At 61.4% G+C, this 17,426-nt stretch carries 20 protein-coding genes; 11 read left to right on the top strand and 9 right to left on the bottom strand.

Annotated elements, in window-relative coordinates; genetic code table 11:
• Positions 1-269: 269 nt before the first annotated feature.
• Together ACQ7C1_RS18795 and ACQ7C1_RS18790 are read right to left on the bottom strand one after the other, a co-directional pair.
• Positions 270-881 carry a PilZ domain-containing protein gene (locus ACQ7C1_RS18795; protein WP_085778243.1) on the bottom strand — a complete coding sequence of 204 codons (612 nt, stop codon included), beginning with the start codon at positions 879-881 and terminating at the stop codon, positions 270-272.
• Positions 882-1,006: 125 nt separating this feature from the next.
• Positions 1,007-1,651: a PAS domain-containing protein gene (locus ACQ7C1_RS18790; RefSeq protein ID WP_176536290.1), complete on the bottom strand. Its 645-nt coding sequence runs from the start codon at positions 1,649-1,651 to the stop codon at positions 1,007-1,009.
• Positions 1,652-1,911: 260 nt separating this feature from the next.
• Between ACQ7C1_RS18790 and ACQ7C1_RS18785 the strand changes: the two genes are divergently transcribed.
• Together ACQ7C1_RS18785 and ACQ7C1_RS18780 are read left to right on the top strand one after the other, a co-directional pair.
• A complete protein-coding gene (locus ACQ7C1_RS18785) occupies positions 1,912-2,700 on the top strand; it encodes a rhomboid family intramembrane serine protease (protein WP_430959397.1) in 789 nt (262 codons plus the stop codon).
• Positions 2,701-2,795: 95 nt separating this feature from the next.
• Entirely contained in the window at positions 2,796-3,230 is a 435-nt protein-coding gene (locus ACQ7C1_RS18780) for a CBS domain-containing protein (protein WP_430959396.1), read from the top strand.
• Between the two features lie 50 nt (positions 3,231-3,280).
• Here ACQ7C1_RS18780 and ACQ7C1_RS18775 read toward each other — a convergent pair whose 3' ends face one another.
• The 3 genes from ACQ7C1_RS18775 to folE all read right to left on the bottom strand — a co-directional run bounded on the left by ACQ7C1_RS18775 (position 3,281) and on the right by folE (position 5,452).
• Positions 3,281-4,243 (bottom strand): patatin-like phospholipase family protein, encoded by a 963-nt coding sequence (locus tag ACQ7C1_RS18775; RefSeq protein ID WP_085778239.1) that lies wholly within the window; start codon positions 4,241-4,243, stop codon positions 3,281-3,283.
• A 116-nt stretch (positions 4,244-4,359) separates the two neighbouring features.
• Positions 4,360-4,812 (bottom strand): phosphoribosyl-AMP cyclohydrolase, encoded by a 453-nt coding sequence (gene hisI / locus ACQ7C1_RS18770; protein WP_085778238.1) that lies wholly within the window; start codon positions 4,810-4,812, stop codon positions 4,360-4,362.
• A gap of 25 nt (positions 4,813-4,837) precedes the next feature.
• Complete coding sequence (gene folE, locus ACQ7C1_RS18765) at positions 4,838-5,452, bottom strand: GTP cyclohydrolase I FolE (protein ID WP_097599323.1); 615 nt, start codon at positions 5,450-5,452, stop codon at positions 4,838-4,840.
• 311 nt (positions 5,453-5,763) lie between these two features.
• On the opposite strand from folE, the gene ACQ7C1_RS18760 reads away from it, so the two are divergent.
• The 5 genes from ACQ7C1_RS18760 (at position 5,764) to thrS (ending at position 9,696) form a co-directional block, all read left to right on the top strand.
• Positions 5,764-6,210, top strand: coding sequence for an iron-sulfur cluster assembly scaffold protein (locus ACQ7C1_RS18760; protein WP_430959395.1), 447 nt, complete (start codon positions 5,764-5,766; stop codon positions 6,208-6,210).
• Positions 6,211-6,215: 5 nt separating this feature from the next.
• Positions 6,216-6,620, top strand: coding sequence for a membrane protein insertion efficiency factor YidD (yidD, locus tag ACQ7C1_RS18755; RefSeq protein ID WP_430959394.1), 405 nt, complete (start codon positions 6,216-6,218; stop codon positions 6,618-6,620).
• A complete protein-coding gene (locus tag ACQ7C1_RS18750) occupies positions 6,617-7,045 on the top strand; it encodes a DUF2267 domain-containing protein (RefSeq protein ID WP_430959393.1) in 429 nt (142 codons plus the stop codon). Before yidD ends, ACQ7C1_RS18750 begins: the two co-directional genes overlap by 4 nt.
• Positions 7,042-7,569, top strand: a complete 528-nt coding sequence (locus tag ACQ7C1_RS18745) for a DUF1697 domain-containing protein (protein WP_430959392.1) — start codon at positions 7,042-7,044, stop codon at positions 7,567-7,569. Before ACQ7C1_RS18750 ends, ACQ7C1_RS18745 begins: the two co-directional genes overlap by 4 nt.
• Before the next feature lie 120 nt (positions 7,570-7,689).
• Positions 7,690-9,696 (top strand): threonine--tRNA ligase, encoded by a 2,007-nt coding sequence (gene thrS, locus ACQ7C1_RS18740; RefSeq protein ID WP_430959391.1) that lies wholly within the window; start codon positions 7,690-7,692, stop codon positions 9,694-9,696.
• A gap of 254 nt (positions 9,697-9,950) precedes the next feature.
• Here the strand turns inward: thrS and ACQ7C1_RS18735 are convergent, their stop codons facing one another.
• Positions 9,951-11,054 carry a hypothetical protein gene (locus ACQ7C1_RS18735; protein WP_430959390.1) on the bottom strand — a complete coding sequence of 368 codons (1,104 nt, stop codon included), beginning with the start codon at positions 11,052-11,054 and terminating at the stop codon, positions 9,951-9,953.
• A gap of 113 nt (positions 11,055-11,167) precedes the next feature.
• Here ACQ7C1_RS18735 and ACQ7C1_RS18730 point away from each other — a divergent pair, with 113 nt between their 5' ends.
• The 3 genes from ACQ7C1_RS18730 to ACQ7C1_RS18720 all read left to right on the top strand — a co-directional run bounded on the left by ACQ7C1_RS18730 (position 11,168) and on the right by ACQ7C1_RS18720 (position 13,616).
• Positions 11,168-11,752, top strand: a complete 585-nt coding sequence (locus tag ACQ7C1_RS18730; RefSeq protein WP_430959389.1) for a nitroreductase family protein — start codon at positions 11,168-11,170, stop codon at positions 11,750-11,752.
• Positions 11,752-12,369, top strand: a complete 618-nt coding sequence (locus ACQ7C1_RS18725) for a flavin reductase family protein (protein WP_430959388.1) — start codon at positions 11,752-11,754, stop codon at positions 12,367-12,369. The genes ACQ7C1_RS18730 and ACQ7C1_RS18725 overlap by 1 nt, the downstream gene beginning before the upstream one ends.
• Positions 12,370-12,470: 101 nt before the next feature.
• Positions 12,471-13,616: a DUF2336 domain-containing protein gene (locus tag ACQ7C1_RS18720; RefSeq protein ID WP_430959387.1), complete on the top strand. Its 1,146-nt coding sequence runs from the start codon at positions 12,471-12,473 to the stop codon at positions 13,614-13,616.
• 20 nt (positions 13,617-13,636) lie between these two features.
• On the opposite strand, the gene ACQ7C1_RS18715 is transcribed toward ACQ7C1_RS18720, so the two are convergent.
• Complete coding sequence (locus ACQ7C1_RS18715) at positions 13,637-14,032, bottom strand: hypothetical protein (protein WP_430959386.1); 396 nt, start codon at positions 14,030-14,032, stop codon at positions 13,637-13,639.
• Between the two features lie 129 nt (positions 14,033-14,161).
• On the opposite strand from ACQ7C1_RS18715, the gene ACQ7C1_RS18710 reads away from it, so the two are divergent.
• On the top strand, positions 14,162-14,620 hold the full coding sequence (locus ACQ7C1_RS18710) for a GNAT family N-acetyltransferase (protein WP_430959385.1): 459 nt from the start codon (positions 14,162-14,164) through the stop codon (positions 14,618-14,620).
• A gap of 17 nt (positions 14,621-14,637) precedes the next feature.
• Here ACQ7C1_RS18710 and ACQ7C1_RS18705 read toward each other — a convergent pair whose 3' ends face one another.
• Complete coding sequence (locus ACQ7C1_RS18705; RefSeq protein ID WP_430959384.1) at positions 14,638-15,843, bottom strand: AI-2E family transporter; 1,206 nt, start codon at positions 15,841-15,843, stop codon at positions 14,638-14,640.
• A gap of 115 nt (positions 15,844-15,958) precedes the next feature.
• The gene (locus ACQ7C1_RS18700; protein WP_430959383.1) at positions 15,959-17,098 is read right to left on the bottom strand and encodes an esterase-like activity of phytase family protein; all 1,140 of its coding nucleotides are present in this window, start codon (positions 17,096-17,098) and stop codon (positions 15,959-15,961) included.
• Positions 17,099-17,426 lie beyond the last annotated feature (328 nt).

Genomic DNA, 17,426 nt, shown 5'->3' with positions numbered 1-17,426 from the left:
GGGCGAACGATGTCGCAGGTTGTTCCACTCATAACTCTATGTTCTTACTGGTTGGAAGGACTTGCGACAAGACTCGCGCCAATCTTCCAAAGCCGGATTTGCTGCCCGCTTGCAGATCGCTTGCGGGGAGGCTTGTGCGTTTCAACACGACCTGACCCGGTGCACGACAGACCCGGTGCGGCTCCGATTTGACAAACGCTTTCGGCGCTGTCCGTCACCAATGAACCCGCCACAAAGGCTCGCGGCAGGGCATCGGTTTTTTCAGGCTGTCAGAGGAATTCGCGCAGCGTCTCGCGGGACTGGATCGACAGAAATTCGATCGCCACGCCTTCGACGAAGTGACGCACGACGCGGCCGCGCATGTTGCCAAGGCGCACCGCCGTTCCGATCGAGGGACGCATTTCGACGTCGATGGCGGCGCCGGACAGCGACAGGTCCATGATGCGGCAGGTATAGCGCGTGCCATCCTCGAGCGTGAGTTCGGTCTTCGTATCACGCGGCGTCAGACGGTCGTGGCGACGATCTTCCGGCAGGCCGAGCTCGTGCTTGTTGGCAAGCCAGGTGAGCTGTGCGGCGAGCTTCTCGCGCTTGCGCTCGGTGGCGTTGATCGACATGGTGAATCCGCGGCCGTCGAGTGTCTGGACGTAACCTTCGACGCGCCCGAGATGGTCGATATAGGCGACAACGCGTTCGTTGGCGCGCGGCCGGCCGGAGCAGGTGACGTACATGTCGCCGGGCGACATGTCGATCACCATGCATTCGAATTCCTCGTAATTCGCAAGCATGAGCCGGCCCTGCATATTGATCGGCACACGCTGGAAAACGCCTTGTTCAGGGCGCGGCGCAGGTCGTTGCGTCTGAGCTGGCTGGAACGAGTGCATCAAAGGGCTTCTTCATGAAAACTGGAGAGATTAATCCTTACCTCCAATCCATTAACAGAAGGTTGTTTCGCCCTATTGTGACATAGCCGAAAACGAGTGCGCGCCGTGTCCCGAAACGAGACGCTTTAACGCGCCTCGGCGCTCAGCAACTGCGACACCATGCGGCGCATGGCTTGGCCGAATCCGATGCCTTTTGCCGCGACGACCTCGTTGATCGAGCGCAGTTCGGCCGGCGTGGCCTTGCTGAATTTTTCGGGCAGCAGACGGCTGCGGTCGAGCGCCAGGAATTCCAGCGGCACGATCTCCAGCCAGCTCGCAGCCGCCGTCGGTGCGATCGCGCCGAGCAGCCGGTCGCAGGCGCCGTTAGACGAGCGCAGCGGCATCATGATGATCTCGAAGGAGGCCTGATGACCGACGGTGCTGTAGCCGGTGGTGTTGAACAGGGCCGGCATGGCATGGTCCATAACGCCCATCGCCGTGCGTTCGATGTCCGCATGCTGGCCATGCGCCCAGAGGGATGAAAAATGTTCACCGCGCAGGTCGCGCCCGAAGAAATCGCAGATGCGGGTGCCGGCGAGCCGGAAAACGATGTCTCCGTCGTCGCGCGCCTCAAGGATAAAGAGACTTTGCAGAAGATGGGGAACGGCAGAGGGTTCAACCTGTGATTTCAGCGGCGCATCGGCGGCGCCGCGGATATGGTTCCAGTAGTCAAAAATTTCGATGGTCGTTTGCACACGCATTTCACACCAACCTGTCCCATTCCGGAGCATTTTCGGGCAGTCATTGCCCGTACAGCTTCTACCTTGCGGATTTCATGCCAGATCCGGGCCGTTAAGGTTAAGAAAGGGTTTCGGTTGAGGCGCGGCGTCTATCGTGACAATGTCCAGCCATCGCTCCGACTTTCGGAGTTCAGCACAATCTGCCGATCCGGGGTCTTTCCAGGAATTCGGGTTACGCCGCCCGGCACTACGGGCGGCTTTTTTTTTGGTCATGCCTCCTGTATGGCTGAGGCCTCAACGAGGCGATAAAGATGAACGAGCAGACGGGCGCGCCAGACAAGGCGCCCGAACCTTCCGAGGCCGAGCCGCCGGCGCGGCCCCCGCGCGTACCGGTCTTCAACCTTCCGCCGGCGCTGCTCTTCAGCCTATGCCTGCTTATCCTCATCTATGCAGTGCAGGCGCTCGTTCTATCGGACGATGCGGTGGGCTGGCTGCTGTTTACCTTCGGTTTCGTCCCCGCTCGCTACGTGATTCCGCTATCGCAGCAGGGGCTGGAGCTGTTCTGGACGCCCGTTACCTATTCGCTGCTGCACGGCAGCGCCCAGCATATCCTATTCAACGCCTTCTGGCTGATGGCCTTCGGCGCACCGGTCGTGCGCCGCATCGGGACGTTACGCTTCCTGTTCTTCTGGATCTTGTCCGCCGCCGCTTCCGCCGCCCTGCACGCGATCCTGAATTGGGGAGACGTATCGCTGCTGATCGGCGCGTCGGGCGTCATTTCCGGGCTGATGGGGGCCGCCTGCCGATTCGCCTTTCCGGCCGATCGGCGACCGATGCCGGTTGCGCATCTCAACGCCCGACTTTCTGTCGTCGACGCCCTGAAGAGCCGGACCGTCGTCATTTTCATTCTTCTCTGGCTGGTCGGTAACGCCCTGATCGCCGTCGGCATTCCGCTCGTAGGCGACAGCGACCAGGAGATCGCCTGGGATGCGCATATTGGCGGCTTCGTCTTCGGATTCCTTTTGTTTTCGTTGTTCGACCGGGCGCCACGGCCGCCTGCAGAACCGAAGGGAGCGGAGAAGGATATGTTGCAATCCTGAGCCGGGCGGTGCACCATCGAACGATCCGCGATTGGGGGGAGAAGCCGTCGTGGATGCCTATGACACATGTCACAGGCTCGACAAAGGAGGTTCGAATGACCAATTCAGTCAAAGCAATCCTCGACCTGAAGGGCAGGGACGTCGTCACCGCCGGGCCGAACACCACCGTCGCCGAGGCAGCCGCGATTCTGAGCAAGAAGAAGATCGGCGCCATCGTTGTCGTCGGCATGGAGAACCGGATATCCGGCATGTTCACAGAGCGCGATCTCGTGCATGCCATCGCCAAACACGGCAAGGGGAGTCTCGATCAGCCGCTCTCGCAGGTGATGACTTCAAAAGTCTACCGTTGCCACGAGGAGACGACCGTCAACGAGCTGATGGAACTGATGACCAGCCGCCGCTTCCGCCACGTACCGGTGGAAAGCAACGGCAAGCTTGCCGGCATCATCTCGATCGGCGACGTGGTAAAATCCCGCATCGCCGAAGTCGAGCGCGAAGCCGAGGACATCAAAGCCTATATTGCCGGCTGAGGGTCCGGCTGTTCGTTCAAATGTGCTGTCGCTCCTGTCGGGGCGACGCGTCACGGAGCGCTGGCGTAGACTTCCTGCATGCGCTTGATCTCGGGAAGCCTGGCTCTGGCTTCCTCGTAGCCCCGCTCGATGGCCTCACCGGCGCGGTGGAATTCCGAGAGGCCGATATAGCTCAGGCGCGGCTGCAGCGAAATGTCGGGCGGATCGCCGGCAAGGCGAGCGCGGGCAATTCTGTCCTGGATAATGTTGAAGGCCTGCACCATGACTCCGGTCATGCCGAGGCGGGCATAGGGCGCTTCTTCCTGTTTCTGCACTTCCTGCTGCGAGAGGCTGGCATTGTGCCGGACGACGGCCGAGCGGCCGTAGAGATCGTAATTGAGATTTACGGCGACGACCAGCGGCTGCTCATAGGCGCGGCAGACGGAGACGGGAACCGGGTTCACCAGCGCGCCGTCGACCAGCGTGCGGTGATTGCTGCGGACCGGCTCGAAAATGCCGGGTAGCGCATAGGAGGCGCGCAGCGCCGTGATCAGCGAACCATTGGCGATCCAGACCTCGTGGCCGGTATTGACCTCGGCCGCGACTGCGACGAACGGCCGGTCCAGATCCTCGACGTTCAGGCCCTCGAGATGCTCCTGCATGCGTTTGGTCAGCCGCATGCCGCCGAACAACCCGCTGCCGCCGATCGTCAGATCGAGCAGACTGGCGATGCGGCGCATGGTCAGCGAGCGCGCAAAGCTTTCGAGTTCATCGAGTTTGCCGGCGAGATAGCAGCCGCCGACCAGCGCGCCGATCGATGTGCCGGCGATCATGCCGATCTCGATCTTTGCTTCGTCCAAAGCACGCAAGACGCCGATATGGGCCCAGCCGCGGGCCGCGCCGCCGCCAAGAGCGAGCGCGATCTTGATTCTGGTGACAGGCGCGGGCGCAGGGATTGTCTCGAGTATCGTCGCCATGCCAGAACCGGAACCTTCGCCTTCAGCGCTTTGACGGTGCAGACTCCAGTTCAGCATTGCGCTCTCCCCTCCAGTAGAACACGTAAGTCTTGATAGTGTGCCCGATCGGTTGCCAAATGGTATATAGAACTGGTTTCTGGCACAATAAGGGGCAAATGCGAGTATAGTTCAGTCTATTTTCCGTAGACGTCCTGCGGATCGAAATGACGCTCGTCATCGACGATGTCGAGCATCGGCTTTCCGTCGCGCAGCGTCACCGTCCGATAGAAGCAGGAACGGCGGCCGGTGTGACAGGTCGCGTCATGGCCGGCGACCTCGACCTTCAGCCATATGGCATCCTGATCGCAATCGGTGCGAATTTCCTTCACCGTCTGAAGATTGCCCGAGGTCTCGCCCTTTTTCCAGATCTTGCCGCGCGACCGGCTGAAGTAATGGGCCGTGCCCGTCTGGATGGTCAACGCCAGGGCCTGGGCATTCATATGCGCCACCATCAGCAGTTCGCCATCGCCGGCGTCGGTGACGATCGCAGTGATCAGGCCACGGTCATCGAAACGCGGTGTGAAATCGCCGGCGTCTTCCAACGCCGACTTGTCCTCGGATGGTTGATTGAAGATCAGTTGACTCATTGCGGCCCTCCTGAGGGAGCCGGTATCAGCGGCTCCGCACCATGCTCATGAAACGGGCCTGATCGGCCGGCTCGGTCTTGAACGTTCCGGTAAACGTCGTGGTCAAGGTGGTCGAACCCTGCTTCTGAACGCCACGCATCGCCATGCACATATGTTCGGCCTCGATGAGTACGGCAACACCGCGCGGGTTAAGCGTATCGTCAATGGCCCGGGCGATCTGCGCGGTCATCGTTTCCTGGGTCTGCAGGCGCCGGCCATAGATCTCGACGACACGGGCAATCTTCGACAGGCCGAGCACGCGGCCATCAGGCATGTAGGCGACATGCGCCTTACCGATGATCGGCACCATATGGTGTTCGCAATGCGAGTAGAACGGAATGTCCTTGACGAGGACCATGTCGTCGTAACCGGCGACCTCCTCGAAGGTTCGGCCGAGCACGTCTTCCGGCGCCATGTCGTAACCGGCGAAAAGCTCTCGGTACGCTTTGGCGACACGAGCCGGCGTCTCGATGAGGCCTTCGCGCGTCGGATCGTCACCGGCCCAGCGCAACAGAACGCGAACGGCTTCTTCCGCTTCCTGCTGGGAGGGGCGGTCCGATTCACGGTTCGGCTGCGGAAAGTTCTTTACGATGGCGTCCATGATCAATGGTCTCCTGGCCCGCATCGCGGACCCATCTGTCGGAATCGCCACTGGTCAGTCCCATGCGGGAGTTCATGCACCTTTGGCAGGCTCCGGGGCTTTCAGGGCTGATTTCAAGCGCCCATCCGGCACGGTTTCCCAATCAAACTTAGACAAGGCCATTGCATTTTCATGGCCTTGGAACGACATACATATAGGAAGACGGCCATTATATGTAAGTATCCTCGGATGACACGGTGTGTTTTTTGTTTCAACGACAATGACAGGCCTATTTAGGCCGATCCGCAGCGATTTTGGAGCGGAAATCCAGCATGGACGACATCTACAACAGCAAAATCCTCGAATTCGCCGGCAATATTCCGTTGACCGGGATGCTTGATGATGCCGATGCGACCGCCCAGGCGCATTCCAGGCTTTGCGGCTCCAAGGTGCGGATCTGGCTGAAGATGGATGGCGATGTCGTGACCGGTTTTTCCCATGAGGTGAAGGCCTGCGCGCTCGGCCAGGCCTCGTCCTCGATCATGGCCCGCCATGTCGTCGGCGCGACATCGGGCGAATTGCGGCAGGCGCGACTGGACATGCTCGCCATGCTGAAGGCGGACGGGGCAGGGCCCAGCGGACGGTTCGAAGACATGCGTTATCTCCTGCCCGTGCGGGACTACAAGGCTCGTCACGCTTCCACGATGCTGACCTTCGACGCCGTCGTCGATGCGATCGGGCAGATCGAGGCGAAACGAGCGGAAGTTGTCGAGGCGTAACCGAAATGTGCGAGTCTTGCGTCCGGCATGCTGACGATGAGGACGATGGCGGCGCGGCCGCATCGAGACGGCCGCACGCGAGAACTGCGCACTACTCCCGCAATTATAGCGGACCGTTTCGCAAGACCCCGGACCGCCTGCTCGGCATGGGGTTTATCCGCCTCTATCAGCTGACTCTTTCCGGCTTTGTCGGCAATTCCTGCCGCCATGTCCCGACCTGCTCGGAATATGGTTACGAGTCGATCGCCCGCCACGGATTATGGGCCGGCGGCTGGATGACGCTGTTTCGAGTGGGCCGTTGCGGCCCGGGCGGCACCAGCGGCCTCGATCCGGTTCCGGAAGTGCTCGGAGACGGCTTCCGCTGGTGGACACCGTGGCGGTATCTCTCGCTCGGACGCAAAAGAGGGTGAGGATGATGACGATGCCCGGCGAGTACAGGCGTGCATCCTCAGATTTCGACGCCTACCTTGACGACGTCCGCACCGATACGCTGATCGACAGCCGAAATGCGATCTATACGATGACCCAGGGTGTCTTCCAGACGTTTCGCCGACGGCTTGATATCGAGGAGGCGATCCGCTTTGCCAATCTGCTGCCGCCGGTGCTGCGGGCGATTTTCGTCGCCGACTGGGATCCCGATGAGGTCAAACGTCCCTTCGAGGATCGCAGGACGATGACTCGCGAAGTTCAGTCACTGCGGAGTGACCACAATTTCTCTCCCGACACCGCCATTCGCGACGTGGCGGCGGCCGTGCGAAAACGAGTCGACGAAACGGCATTCGACAGGGTGCTACAGACCTTGCCAGAAGGAGCAGCGGAGTTCTGGCGGCCATGAGCACGTTCATCGCCCTGCTGCACAGCATCGTCCTGGCGCCAGGTCGCCGGGTGATCATGGAAGACTTGCGCGCGCTTGCCAGAGAGCTCGGCTATCGCGAGCCGCGCACTCTGGTTTCAACAGGCAATCTCGTTTTCGAGGCCGACGAAATGCGTCCGCACGAACTCGAGGTTGCGCTCGAAGAGGCCTTTGAAGAAAAGTTCGGCAAACATGTCGATATCATCGTGCGCAGCGACTGCACCTGGATGGCGCTCTGCGGCACCAACCCCTTCAGGGACGGCAGCGGCGACCAGGTGATCGTCCGGGTGATGCGCCTGCCGATCGATCCTGAGAAGGTGGAGGCGCTGAAGCCGCTGATGGCGGAAGGGCAACGCATCGCCGTCGTCGGCGGCGACCTCTGGATCGATTTCGCCGGCAAACCGAGCCAATCGAAACTGCTTTCGGCGCTGACGACCAAGCGGCTTGGCGTCGGAACGATGCGCAACTGGAACACCGTTTGCGGTCTTGCGCAAATGATCATGTGAGCCGGCTGCTTCTTTACTCCCAGGCGAAATCTGAGTATCAGGCGGCAGCGGCTCCCGCTTGGGTGTCGCGTCGTTTCAACCACCCGCATTCGTTGGCGGGACTGGACAAGGAGAATTTCGATGTCCCAATCCGTTTCCCTGACATTTACCGATGGCTCCGTGCGCAGCTTCCCGGCTGGCGCAACCGGCAGGGATGTCGCCGAATCCATTTCCAAGTCGCTTGCGAAGAGCGCCGTCGCCATCGCGATCGACGGCGCCGTGCGCGACCTTTCCGATGCCGTGACCGACGGCAGGATCGAAATCATCACCCGCAAGGACCCCCGCGCGCTGGAGCTCATCCGCCATGACGCCGCGCATGTGATGGCCGAAGCCGTGCAGGAACTTTGGCCCGGCACTCAGGTGACGATCGGCCCGGTCATCGAGAACGGCTTCTATTACGACTTTGCCAAGAACGAACCCTTCACGCCCGACGATCTGCCGAAGATCGAAAAGAAGATGAAGGAGATCATCGCCCGTAACGCGCCGTTCACCAAGCAGATCTGGTCGCGCGAGAAGGCCAAGCAAGTCTTTGCCGCCAAGGGCGAACAGTACAAGGTCGAGCTCGTCGATGCGATCCCGGAAGGGCAGGATCTGAAGATCTATCATCAGGGCGACTGGTTCGATCTCTGCCGCGGCCCGCATATGGCCTCCACCGGCCAGGTCGGCACGGCCTTCAAGCTGATGAAGGTTGCCGGCGCCTATTGGCGCGGCGACAGCAACAATGCCATGCTATCGCGCATCTACGGCACGGCATGGGCCGATCAGGCCGATCTGGACAATTACCTGCATATGCTGGCGGAAGCCGAAAAGCGCGACCACCGCAAGCTTGGGCGCGAAATGGACCTGTTCCATTTCCAGGAAGAGGGCCCGGGTGTCGTCTTTTGGCACGGTAAGGGCTGGCGTATCTTTCAGACGCTCGTCGCCTATATGCGCCGTCGGCTTGCCGTCGATTATGAAGAAGTCAACGCGCCACAGGTGCTCGATACGTCGCTCTGGGAAACCTCCGGTCACTGGGGCTGGTATCAGGAAAACATGTTCGCCGTAAAATCGGCGCATGCGATGACGCATCCCGACGACAAGGACGCGGACAACCGCGTCTTCGCGCTGAAGCCAATGAACTGCCCCGGCCACGTGCAGATCTTCAAGCATGGCCTGAAGTCCTATCGCGAGCTGCCGATCCGTCTGGCGGAATTCGGGCTGGTGCATCGCTACGAGCCTTCGGGCGCGCTGCATGGATTGATGCGCGTGCGCGGCTTCACCCAGGACGATGCGCATATCTTCTGCACCGACGAGCAGATGGCCGCCGAATGCCTGAAGATCAACGACCTGATCCTGTCGGTCTATGAAGACTTCGGATTCAAGGAAATCGTCGTCAAGCTTTCCACCCGTCCGGAAAAGCGCGTCGGCTCCGACGCCCTCTGGGATCGCGCCGAAGCCGTCATGACCGATGTGCTGAAGACGATCGAGGCTCAGTCAGAGGGCCGCATCAAGACCGGCATCCTGCCGGGCGAGGGCGCCTTCTACGGTCCGAAGTTCGAATATACGTTGAAGGATGCGATCGGCCGCGAATGGCAATGCGGCACGACGCAGGTCGACTTCAACCTGCCGGAACGCTTCGGCGCCTTTTACATCGACAGCAACTCCGAAAAGACGCAACCGGTGATGATCCATCGCGCCATCTGCGGATCGATGGAACGCTTCCTCGGCATCCTGATCGAGAACTTCGCCGGCCATATGCCGCTCTGGGTGTCGCCGCTGCAGGTGGTTGTTGCAACGATCACATCGGAGGCTGATGCCTACGGGCTTGAAGTGGCCGAGGCGCTGCGCGAGGCCGGTCTCAACGTCGAGACCGACTTCCGCAACGAGAAGATCAACTACAAGATCCGCGAGCATTCCGTCACCAAGGTTCCTGTCATCATCGTCTGCGGCAGGAAGGAAGCCGAGGAGCGCACGGTCAACATCCGCCGCCTCGGCAGCCAGGACCAGGTTTCGATGGAGCTTGACGCCGCCGTCGAGAGCCTCACCCTCGAGGCCACGCCGCCCGACATCCGTCGCAAGGCCGACGCAAAGAAAGCCAAGGCGGCCTGAAAATAGGGGGAATACGACAGCGCCGACTTCGGCGCTGTCGGAAATTTCTTTCGCGAAGGGCAGCCGCCCGTGCGCCTCCCGTCTGCACTTCCAGATCTTCCTGTCGATGAATGAAATCCGCGCCTACTAGGGCATCGGCTGATGCGTAGATCCAAAATGACAGCGTCCTTTGCGGGTCTGATCAGACGCGCGGCGCTGCAGAGCGCCGGCCGATCGGCTTGATCGCTGGCACGCACAGAAGTTGCCCGGTAGAATCAATCCAGGCTGGCGCCGTCGCCGCCGCCCTGCGGCACGAGCTGTTCGTAGGAGGGCAGAGGCTCCTTCGGAGCCGACTGGACACCCGGAGGCGGCGGCGTGCCGGCTGGCGCCTGCTGCACCGTGCGGGCCGCCGGGCTCTCGGGCTGCTGCGGCTCCTGGTCCTTCATCAGAACCTCTACATCGGTATTCCGGCCGGCAACCACTGTAAAATCGCGCTGATAGATCTTGTCCTTGTTGCGGGCGATGGCAGAATATTCGCCTTCGGCAAGGACCATGGTCGGAAAGGCGCTGACGCTTTCGCCGACACTGTCGCCGGCTGCAGTCAGGATCGACCAGGCCGTGTCGGCAATCGCCTCGCCGCCGGATTCGGAGACCAGCTTGAAGGTCATCTGGGCGGCGCGGTGCTGGATCGTTGCCTCTGTGAGCTTGCCGGCCTCGACCTGGATGTCGGCTCGAATGACGGCGTTGACGCTGCCATATTCGGAAACGATGTGATAGGTGCCGGCATTGAGGCGCACGACGGTGTTCGGCGAGACGTCGGCCATCACGAGACCGCGCTCGCCATCGTCGCGCACTTCCGAGGAATAGATCGAGAAGCTCAGCTGGTCGGGGCGGATGCGGGCATCAGTGCCGGAGACGGCATTGAGCAGCAGGCCGCCGGCATCAAGGACCATCACCTGCTTGTCGACCTCGCCGTCAGCAGGCACGGTCAGCTTCTTGGTGACACCGGCGCGGCCGAAGGAGACATTGACGAAATAATCGCCCGGAGCGAGCTGGAAGGCGGCGGGTCCGCCCTTGGCGCTGGCGATCAGCGGCAGCTTGCCGTCGGCGCCGGCGATCGGGCTGAAGACATACCAGGAAAGGCCATCCTCGACAGGCGTACCGTCGGCCGTCAGTTTGGCTTCCATCGCGACGTCGCGCAGCTTGGCGCCCTCAGGCGCGGCGCCGGGCGCGATGAAGGCATTGAGCTTAGGCATCTTCGACGTCGAGTCGAGCTGTTTGAAATCCTTGAAGGCATCCTGCGCACCGGCGCCGAGGGGCATCAATACCATCAGGGCGATGGCGAGGCCGATGCGTGCAAGAGGCGAAATGCCAAACATCTGTTTCGTGAACCGATTGACTTCTGAAATCGCAAAGGCCACTTCAAGACCAACGCGATGGCAAATTCAAGACCCACGCTTTGCAGCAGCATAAAAATGAAAGTTTCTCCCGCATGAAATCCGATATCAAGCTGATCGATTACCTCGCCGTGCGCCGTTCAATTCCCGCTTTTCAGATGTGCGAACCGGGCCCGGAAAAGGCCGAGATCGAAGAGATCCTGCGGCTCGCTTCGCGCGTTCCCGACCACGGCAAGATCGCTCCCTGGCGCTTCATCGTCTATCGCGGAGATGAGCGTGCGCGGCTCGGCGAGGAGCTTCTCAAACTGGCGCTCGAGGCAAAGCCGGACCTTTCCGAAGAGATGATCCAGGTCGAGCGCACCCGCTTCACCCGCGCGCCCGTGGTTGTCGCCGTTGTCAGCAAGGCGGGGCCGCACATCAAGATCCCGGAATGGGAGCAGGTCATGTCGGCGGGCGCGCTTTGCTTCAACGTCATTCTTGCCGCCAATGCCAACGGCTATGTCGCCAACTGGCTGACGGAATGGTTCGCCTATGATGAGCGCGCCTATCCTCTGCTCGGCGTCGGTCCCGGCGAAAAGGTGGCGGGCTTCATCCATATCGGCTCGACGACATTCCCGGCGATAGAGCGGCCGCGGCCGGAGCTTGCCGATACCGTGACCTGGGTCGGGGGAGCGGACTGATGTTCTACACCACCGACAGCAACCGGCATGGCCTCGCGCATGATCCCTTCAAGGCGATCGTTTCGCCGCGGCCGATCGGCTGGATCGGCAGCAAGGGCAGAGACGGCTCGATCAATCTTGCGCCTTATTCCTTCTTCAACGCTGTCGCCGACCGGCCGAAACTGGTGATGTTTTCTTCCGCCGGCCGCAAGGACAGCCAGCGCAATGCGGGGGAAACCGGCGCCTTCACCTGTAATTTCGTCAGCCGCGATCTCGCCGAAAAGATGAATCTCTCCTCGGCGGCGCTGCCCTACGGCAACAGCGAATTCGATTTCGCCGGGCTGACGCCGAAACAGTCCAAGCTGATCGACTCGCCCTATGTCGGCGAGGCTTATGCCGTGCTCGAATGCAGGGTCACCGAAATCATCGAGCCGAAAACGCTATCGGGCGCGCCGTCTGAAAACGTCCTCGTCTTCGGCGAGGTGGTCGGCATCCATATCGACGAGGCGATCGTCAGGGACGGCCGCCTCGACATGTCGATCGCCCGCCCTGTCGCCCGAATGGGCTACATGGATTACAGCGAAGGCAGCGATGTTTTCGAGATGTTCCGGCCGCAGATACCAAAGGCGGGAGCCTGAGGGCAAGGCATAGAAAGGCTTAAGAAATATGGTGAACCAATCTTAAACCTTTTGTCGCTACGGTCACAGCATTGAATGAAACGCGAAGGAATCGCGTTCAAGTGCTGGGGCGTCGCGTGATCGTAGAAGCTTTCCTTCGTTGGATCGAAACGGCCAAGACCGGAGATCGGGCCCGGGCCGCGAACGCACTCGGTCGAGCCTATCTGCAATCCGAGATGAGCGGGGAGGAGCGGGCGGCAGCCGAGATGGCGATGACCTTTCTTCTCGATGACCCGTCGCCGCGTGTGCGGCTTGCGCTCGCCGAGGCGATCGCCTGGTCGCCCAACGCGCCGCGCAGCCTGATCCTTTCGCTCGCCGCGGACCAGCCCGAGGTTGCCTGCCACGCCGTCACCTGTTCGCCGCTTCTCAGCGACGCCGATCTCGTCGACCTCGCTGCGCGCGGCAACGGCGCCACCCGCATGCTGATCGCGGCCAGGGCCCATGTCACGCGCCCGGTCTCGGCTGCACTTGCGGAGGTCGGCGATGGAGACGAAGTGCTCTGCCTGCTCGAAAACGACGGCGCGGCCATCTCCAGCCAATCGTTGAAACGCATCGCCGAGCGGCTTGGCGATTGCTGCGATATTCGCAACCTGCTGCTCGACCGCAGCGATCTTCCGGCCGATGCCCGCCAGCTGCTCACCCAGCATGTCAGCAATGCGCTGGTCGGCCTGCCGTTGGCGCAGGCGGCGATCGGCCTGCAGCGGCTCCAGCGCATCAGCCGCGAGGCGACCGAGGCAGCCATCGTTTCCATCGCCGGTGATATCGCGCCGCGGGAGATCCCGGATCTCGTCGAACATCTGCGCCTCAATGGCCGCCTGACGCCGTCCTTGCTGATGCATGCGCTCTGCGCCGGCAAGCTGGACTTCTTCGCTGCTGCAATCGTCGATCTGACAGCGTGCAGCGAGCGCAGGGTGCGCTCGATCCTGGCAACCGGGCGCATGCACGCGGTTCGCGCCCTCTACGAATCTGCCGGCCTGCCGAGGGATATCAGCGTGATCTTCGTCGAGGCGACGCTTCTATGGCGCGAGGCCGCTCGAAAGGCGCCGGGCAGCATGCTGGGCACGGTCGGCGGCCGTCTTCTCGAACAATTCCGCCATCACCATGGCGCACACGGCGCGGCCGGAGAACTGCTCGACATGGTGGAAAAGCTTCATGTCGCCGAACAGCGCCAATCGGCCCGTGTCTATGCGGCGCTTGCGGCGGCTTAGTCGTTCAGCCGGGTCACCACTCAGGAATAGCTTGCGGATACGAAATGCACGGGTTTGGAAAGCGTCTCCTTGACGTCTCTGCCGGATGGCAGATGTGAACGGACCTGGCCGGCGATGTTTTCAGCAAAACCGGCGAGGCCTCTTGGTTCTTCGGGTGCCACCGGAGCGGTGTCGGCCGCGGCGACAGGCACGGGCGCCGGTTTCGGCGGTTCGGCGGCGGCAAGCGCTCTCGGCGCCTCGCACACGGCGATCACCGAGGGATAGCTGACATTGGCATAGGCCTTGAGCCGGCGTTCGGCTTCGGCATCGCAAGCGGCAACGGTTTCCCAGCGTTTGTCGACCGTTGCGACATAGCTGCATTGGCTGACGGAATCGTCGCAACCGAGAATGGTCATTGCGATGAGCACCGCTTGCATATTCTGCCTCCTTGGCTATTGAACTGAGATCGCCTTAGACGGCGCAATTCCAACCGAAACAAGGCGAAGGCATTAACTCTTCGTCATGTCAGCAAAAATTTGCACCTCCCGCAAACATTGGAAACCATCATGTCCGTCACTATCGCCCAGGAGCCGCCGCGCCAGGACGGCGTCATCCGCCTTCTCGATCTTTCCGACGCCTATGCAGCGTCGCTCTATCCGGCGGAGAGCAACCACATGGTCGACCTCTCCTTGCTGGAGAAACCTTCGGTAAGCTTCTTCGTCGCCCGCAATGAGGGGGCGATCGTCGGATGCTGCGCGCTGGTCGAGGCCGGCGACGGCACGGCGGAGATCAAGCGCATGTTCGTTGACCCGCAGGCGAGGGGATTGAGGATCGCGAGCGGATTGATGAATTCGCTGGAGGCGATCGCGGGGGAAAAGCGGCTGACGGCGATCCGGCTCGAGACCGGCATCTATCAGCCGGAGGCGATCGCCCTCTACCGCAAATACGGATACCGGGAGATCGAGGCTTTCGGCACCTATCTGCCGGATCCACTTAGCCTGTTCATGGAAAAGCGGCTGGGATAGGCCTCACCAAAAGTAGTTCAGCCTTCGGCGACGCGCGGGATCGGCTTGGACGGCGGGGGTGCCTGTTCGTCGATGACGATCTGCGGCACCCTCTCGCTGCTCTCGGCGTTGCGGGCCTCGTGGATCCATTCGCGCCAGATAGCGACGATCAGCGCCATCAGCACCGGACCGATGAAGAGGCCTAGAAAACCCATCGTCTTGACGCCGCCGACAAGGCCGAAAAAGGTCGGCAGGAAGGGCAGCTTGATCGGGCCGCCGACGAGCTTCGGCCGCAGCGTCTTGTCGACTATGAAAAGCTCGACAGTGCCCCAGACGAAGAGACCGACGCCGGCGACGTGCGAGCCGCTCGCAAGGAGATAGATCGAAACCAGCGTGAAGGAGAGCGGCGCACCACCGGGTATCAGTGCCATCACCCCCGTGAGCACGCCGAGCGTTACCGGCGACGGCACGCCGGCGATCCAATAAGCCACACCGAGCACAATGCCTTCGCCGATCGCAATCAGCGTCATGCCCATGACGGTGGAGCTGATCGTTGCCGGGACGACGCGGGAAATGCGTTCCCAACGGTTCGGCAGGATGCGCTCGCCCAGCATGTCGATCTGCTTGGAGAAAGAGAAGCCGTCACGATAGACGAAGAACAGCGCGATCAGCATGAAGAGCAACGTCAGCAGAAGATGGAAAGCGCCTCCGCCGGCTGCCAGAACGGCGCGATAGATGTTGCCGATATGAGCGCCGCTGATCGCCTGGATGAGTTCGCCGAGAGCGCCGGGACTGCCGACATATTTGGTCCAGAGATCATCGAGATAGGGGCCGGCAAACGGCAGCGCGACGATCCAGTTCGGCGTCGGCGCGCCGGCACGGTTGGCGTGGATCGCCCAGGCGAGCCAGGTGCGCACTTCGCCCGTCGTATAGGTGATCGCAAGCCCGATCGGGATGACCAGGAAGGTAAGGATCATGAGGATGGCGATGGTGGCGGCGACCGTCGTATTGCCGCCGACGCGGGCAAGCAGCTTGCGATAGAGCGGCCAGCTGGCAAAGCCGATGACGAGGGCTGCCAGCACCGGGACGAGGAAACCGTAGAAGAAATAGACCCCGGCGGCGGCGACCAGCACCAGCAGCCAGCGCGCCGCAGAGATGGAGGGGATCAGCGGCGTGCGCATCGGCGCCGACGGCCCCAGCCATCGCGGCTCATGATTGGTTTTCTGACGGTCGAACACACCCACGCGCGCCTCTTCTTATTCTTGTACTCTGGTTATGGGCCATGAACCCGGCGGTTTCAAGGTCCGCGCCGTGAAAGCTGATATAAAGCATCACTGTTCGGCCGTCAGACGCGGCGTCTTACTGCCGAGGGCGCTTAAGAACCTTGAAGGCGTAGAATTGCGTCTTCTGATTGGTCGAGAAATTATTGTCGGACCCCAGGATAAGGACGTCGGTACCGTCCTTGGCTTTGCCGAGCGACATCGCCTCGATATTGTCGGGGACGAGGCCGATTGCTCTGAGGTCGAGAACCTGGCTCTTGCGGGCAGGGATGACGGGCTGTTCGTTCTTGGCGAGTGACGTGATGGCGGATATGTCGGTCGCCTCGGCGAGATCCATCATCATGATCTTGACATTATTGCCGAAGCCTTCGGCGTAGCTGCGCTCGACGGCGAGCAGGCGGTGATTGTCAAGGGCGATCATTTCCGACATGCCGTTGTCATTGCCGCCGTCGGCCTTGGTGGCAGCCTGCGGGATCGGTGAGACGGGATAGACGTACTCAGCCTTCGGCTCGCCGCTTGCGCCGTCATAACGAATGATGCGCGACAAGCTGCCCGTCGTCAGCGACGGCTTCGGTCCATCCTGATAGAGGGCGGCTTCGACGCCGACAAAAACGTCGCCTGAGGGCGCGACGGCGAGATCTTCGAAAGCGAGATTGTCACGGATGCCGGTCGACTTGTCGACGGTCGGAGCAAAGCCCTCCGGCAGTTTGAACTCGCGCATGAATGAACCGTCCGGCGCTGTGACGCGGATGAAGGGCGGCAGCAGCACTTTGGCGTCGCCTTCGCTGCCCCAGTAGATGCCGTCCTTGCCGAGGCGGATCGATTCCGGGTCGACGGCCTTGGCGGCGAACGGCTCGCCTTTCTTGTCTTTCAGCGTCACATGCTTGACGACGGAAACGCACTTGAGGCTCGACGCATCGACATCGATGTCGAGTTCATAGAAGCGGGCGGGCGCCTTGTCCGAGCGGTCGTCGCTGATGGCGATATAGTGGCCGGTGGCGGCATCGAAATCGAGGCCTGATATGCCGCCGAACTCGACGCCGTTTTCCATGTGTCCCGTGGGGATGACGAATTCACCTAGATAGGAGAGCGAAATGCCGGCGGTGCAATCGCCGACGGGGCAGGCGCTTTCGAAGGTGGCGCCGATATCGGTGGCGCTGACGGGGAGGGTGCTGGACAGGAGAACGAAAGCGGCAGTCGCGGCAAAACGCTTGGTCATGGCAAACTCCGGCAAGGGTTGAAAACGGCTCGAACCGGCGCAGGCGCCATTCCCTGGGGAGGTCGCGCGCCGTTCCGCTTCATGCGCCGGTTATTTGACGGAGTTGTTGCGGTTCTTCGTCAGTTCCGTGAAATCGCAGATGCTAAAATGCAGCGCGCCGGGCGTATCTGTCAGATCGATCGGCGCGCTTGGGATTCATTAATGAGAAATCTATCGAAGTACTGGCCAACGCACCTGCAACCTATTGAAATTTGGCATGCTGGTCCCGAAAACGCATCGATTTCCGGCCAGCCAAGAACCTAAAAATGGCCAACAAATTCGGCCAAAA

Origin of the sequence: Rhizobium sp. Nf11,1, from assembly GCF_050587665.1 — a bacterium.
Lineage (GTDB): Bacteria > Pseudomonadota > Alphaproteobacteria > Rhizobiales > Rhizobiaceae > Rhizobium.
Note: the sequence above shows the minus strand (reverse complement) of the source record. Positions and strands in the feature narration are given on the sequence as shown.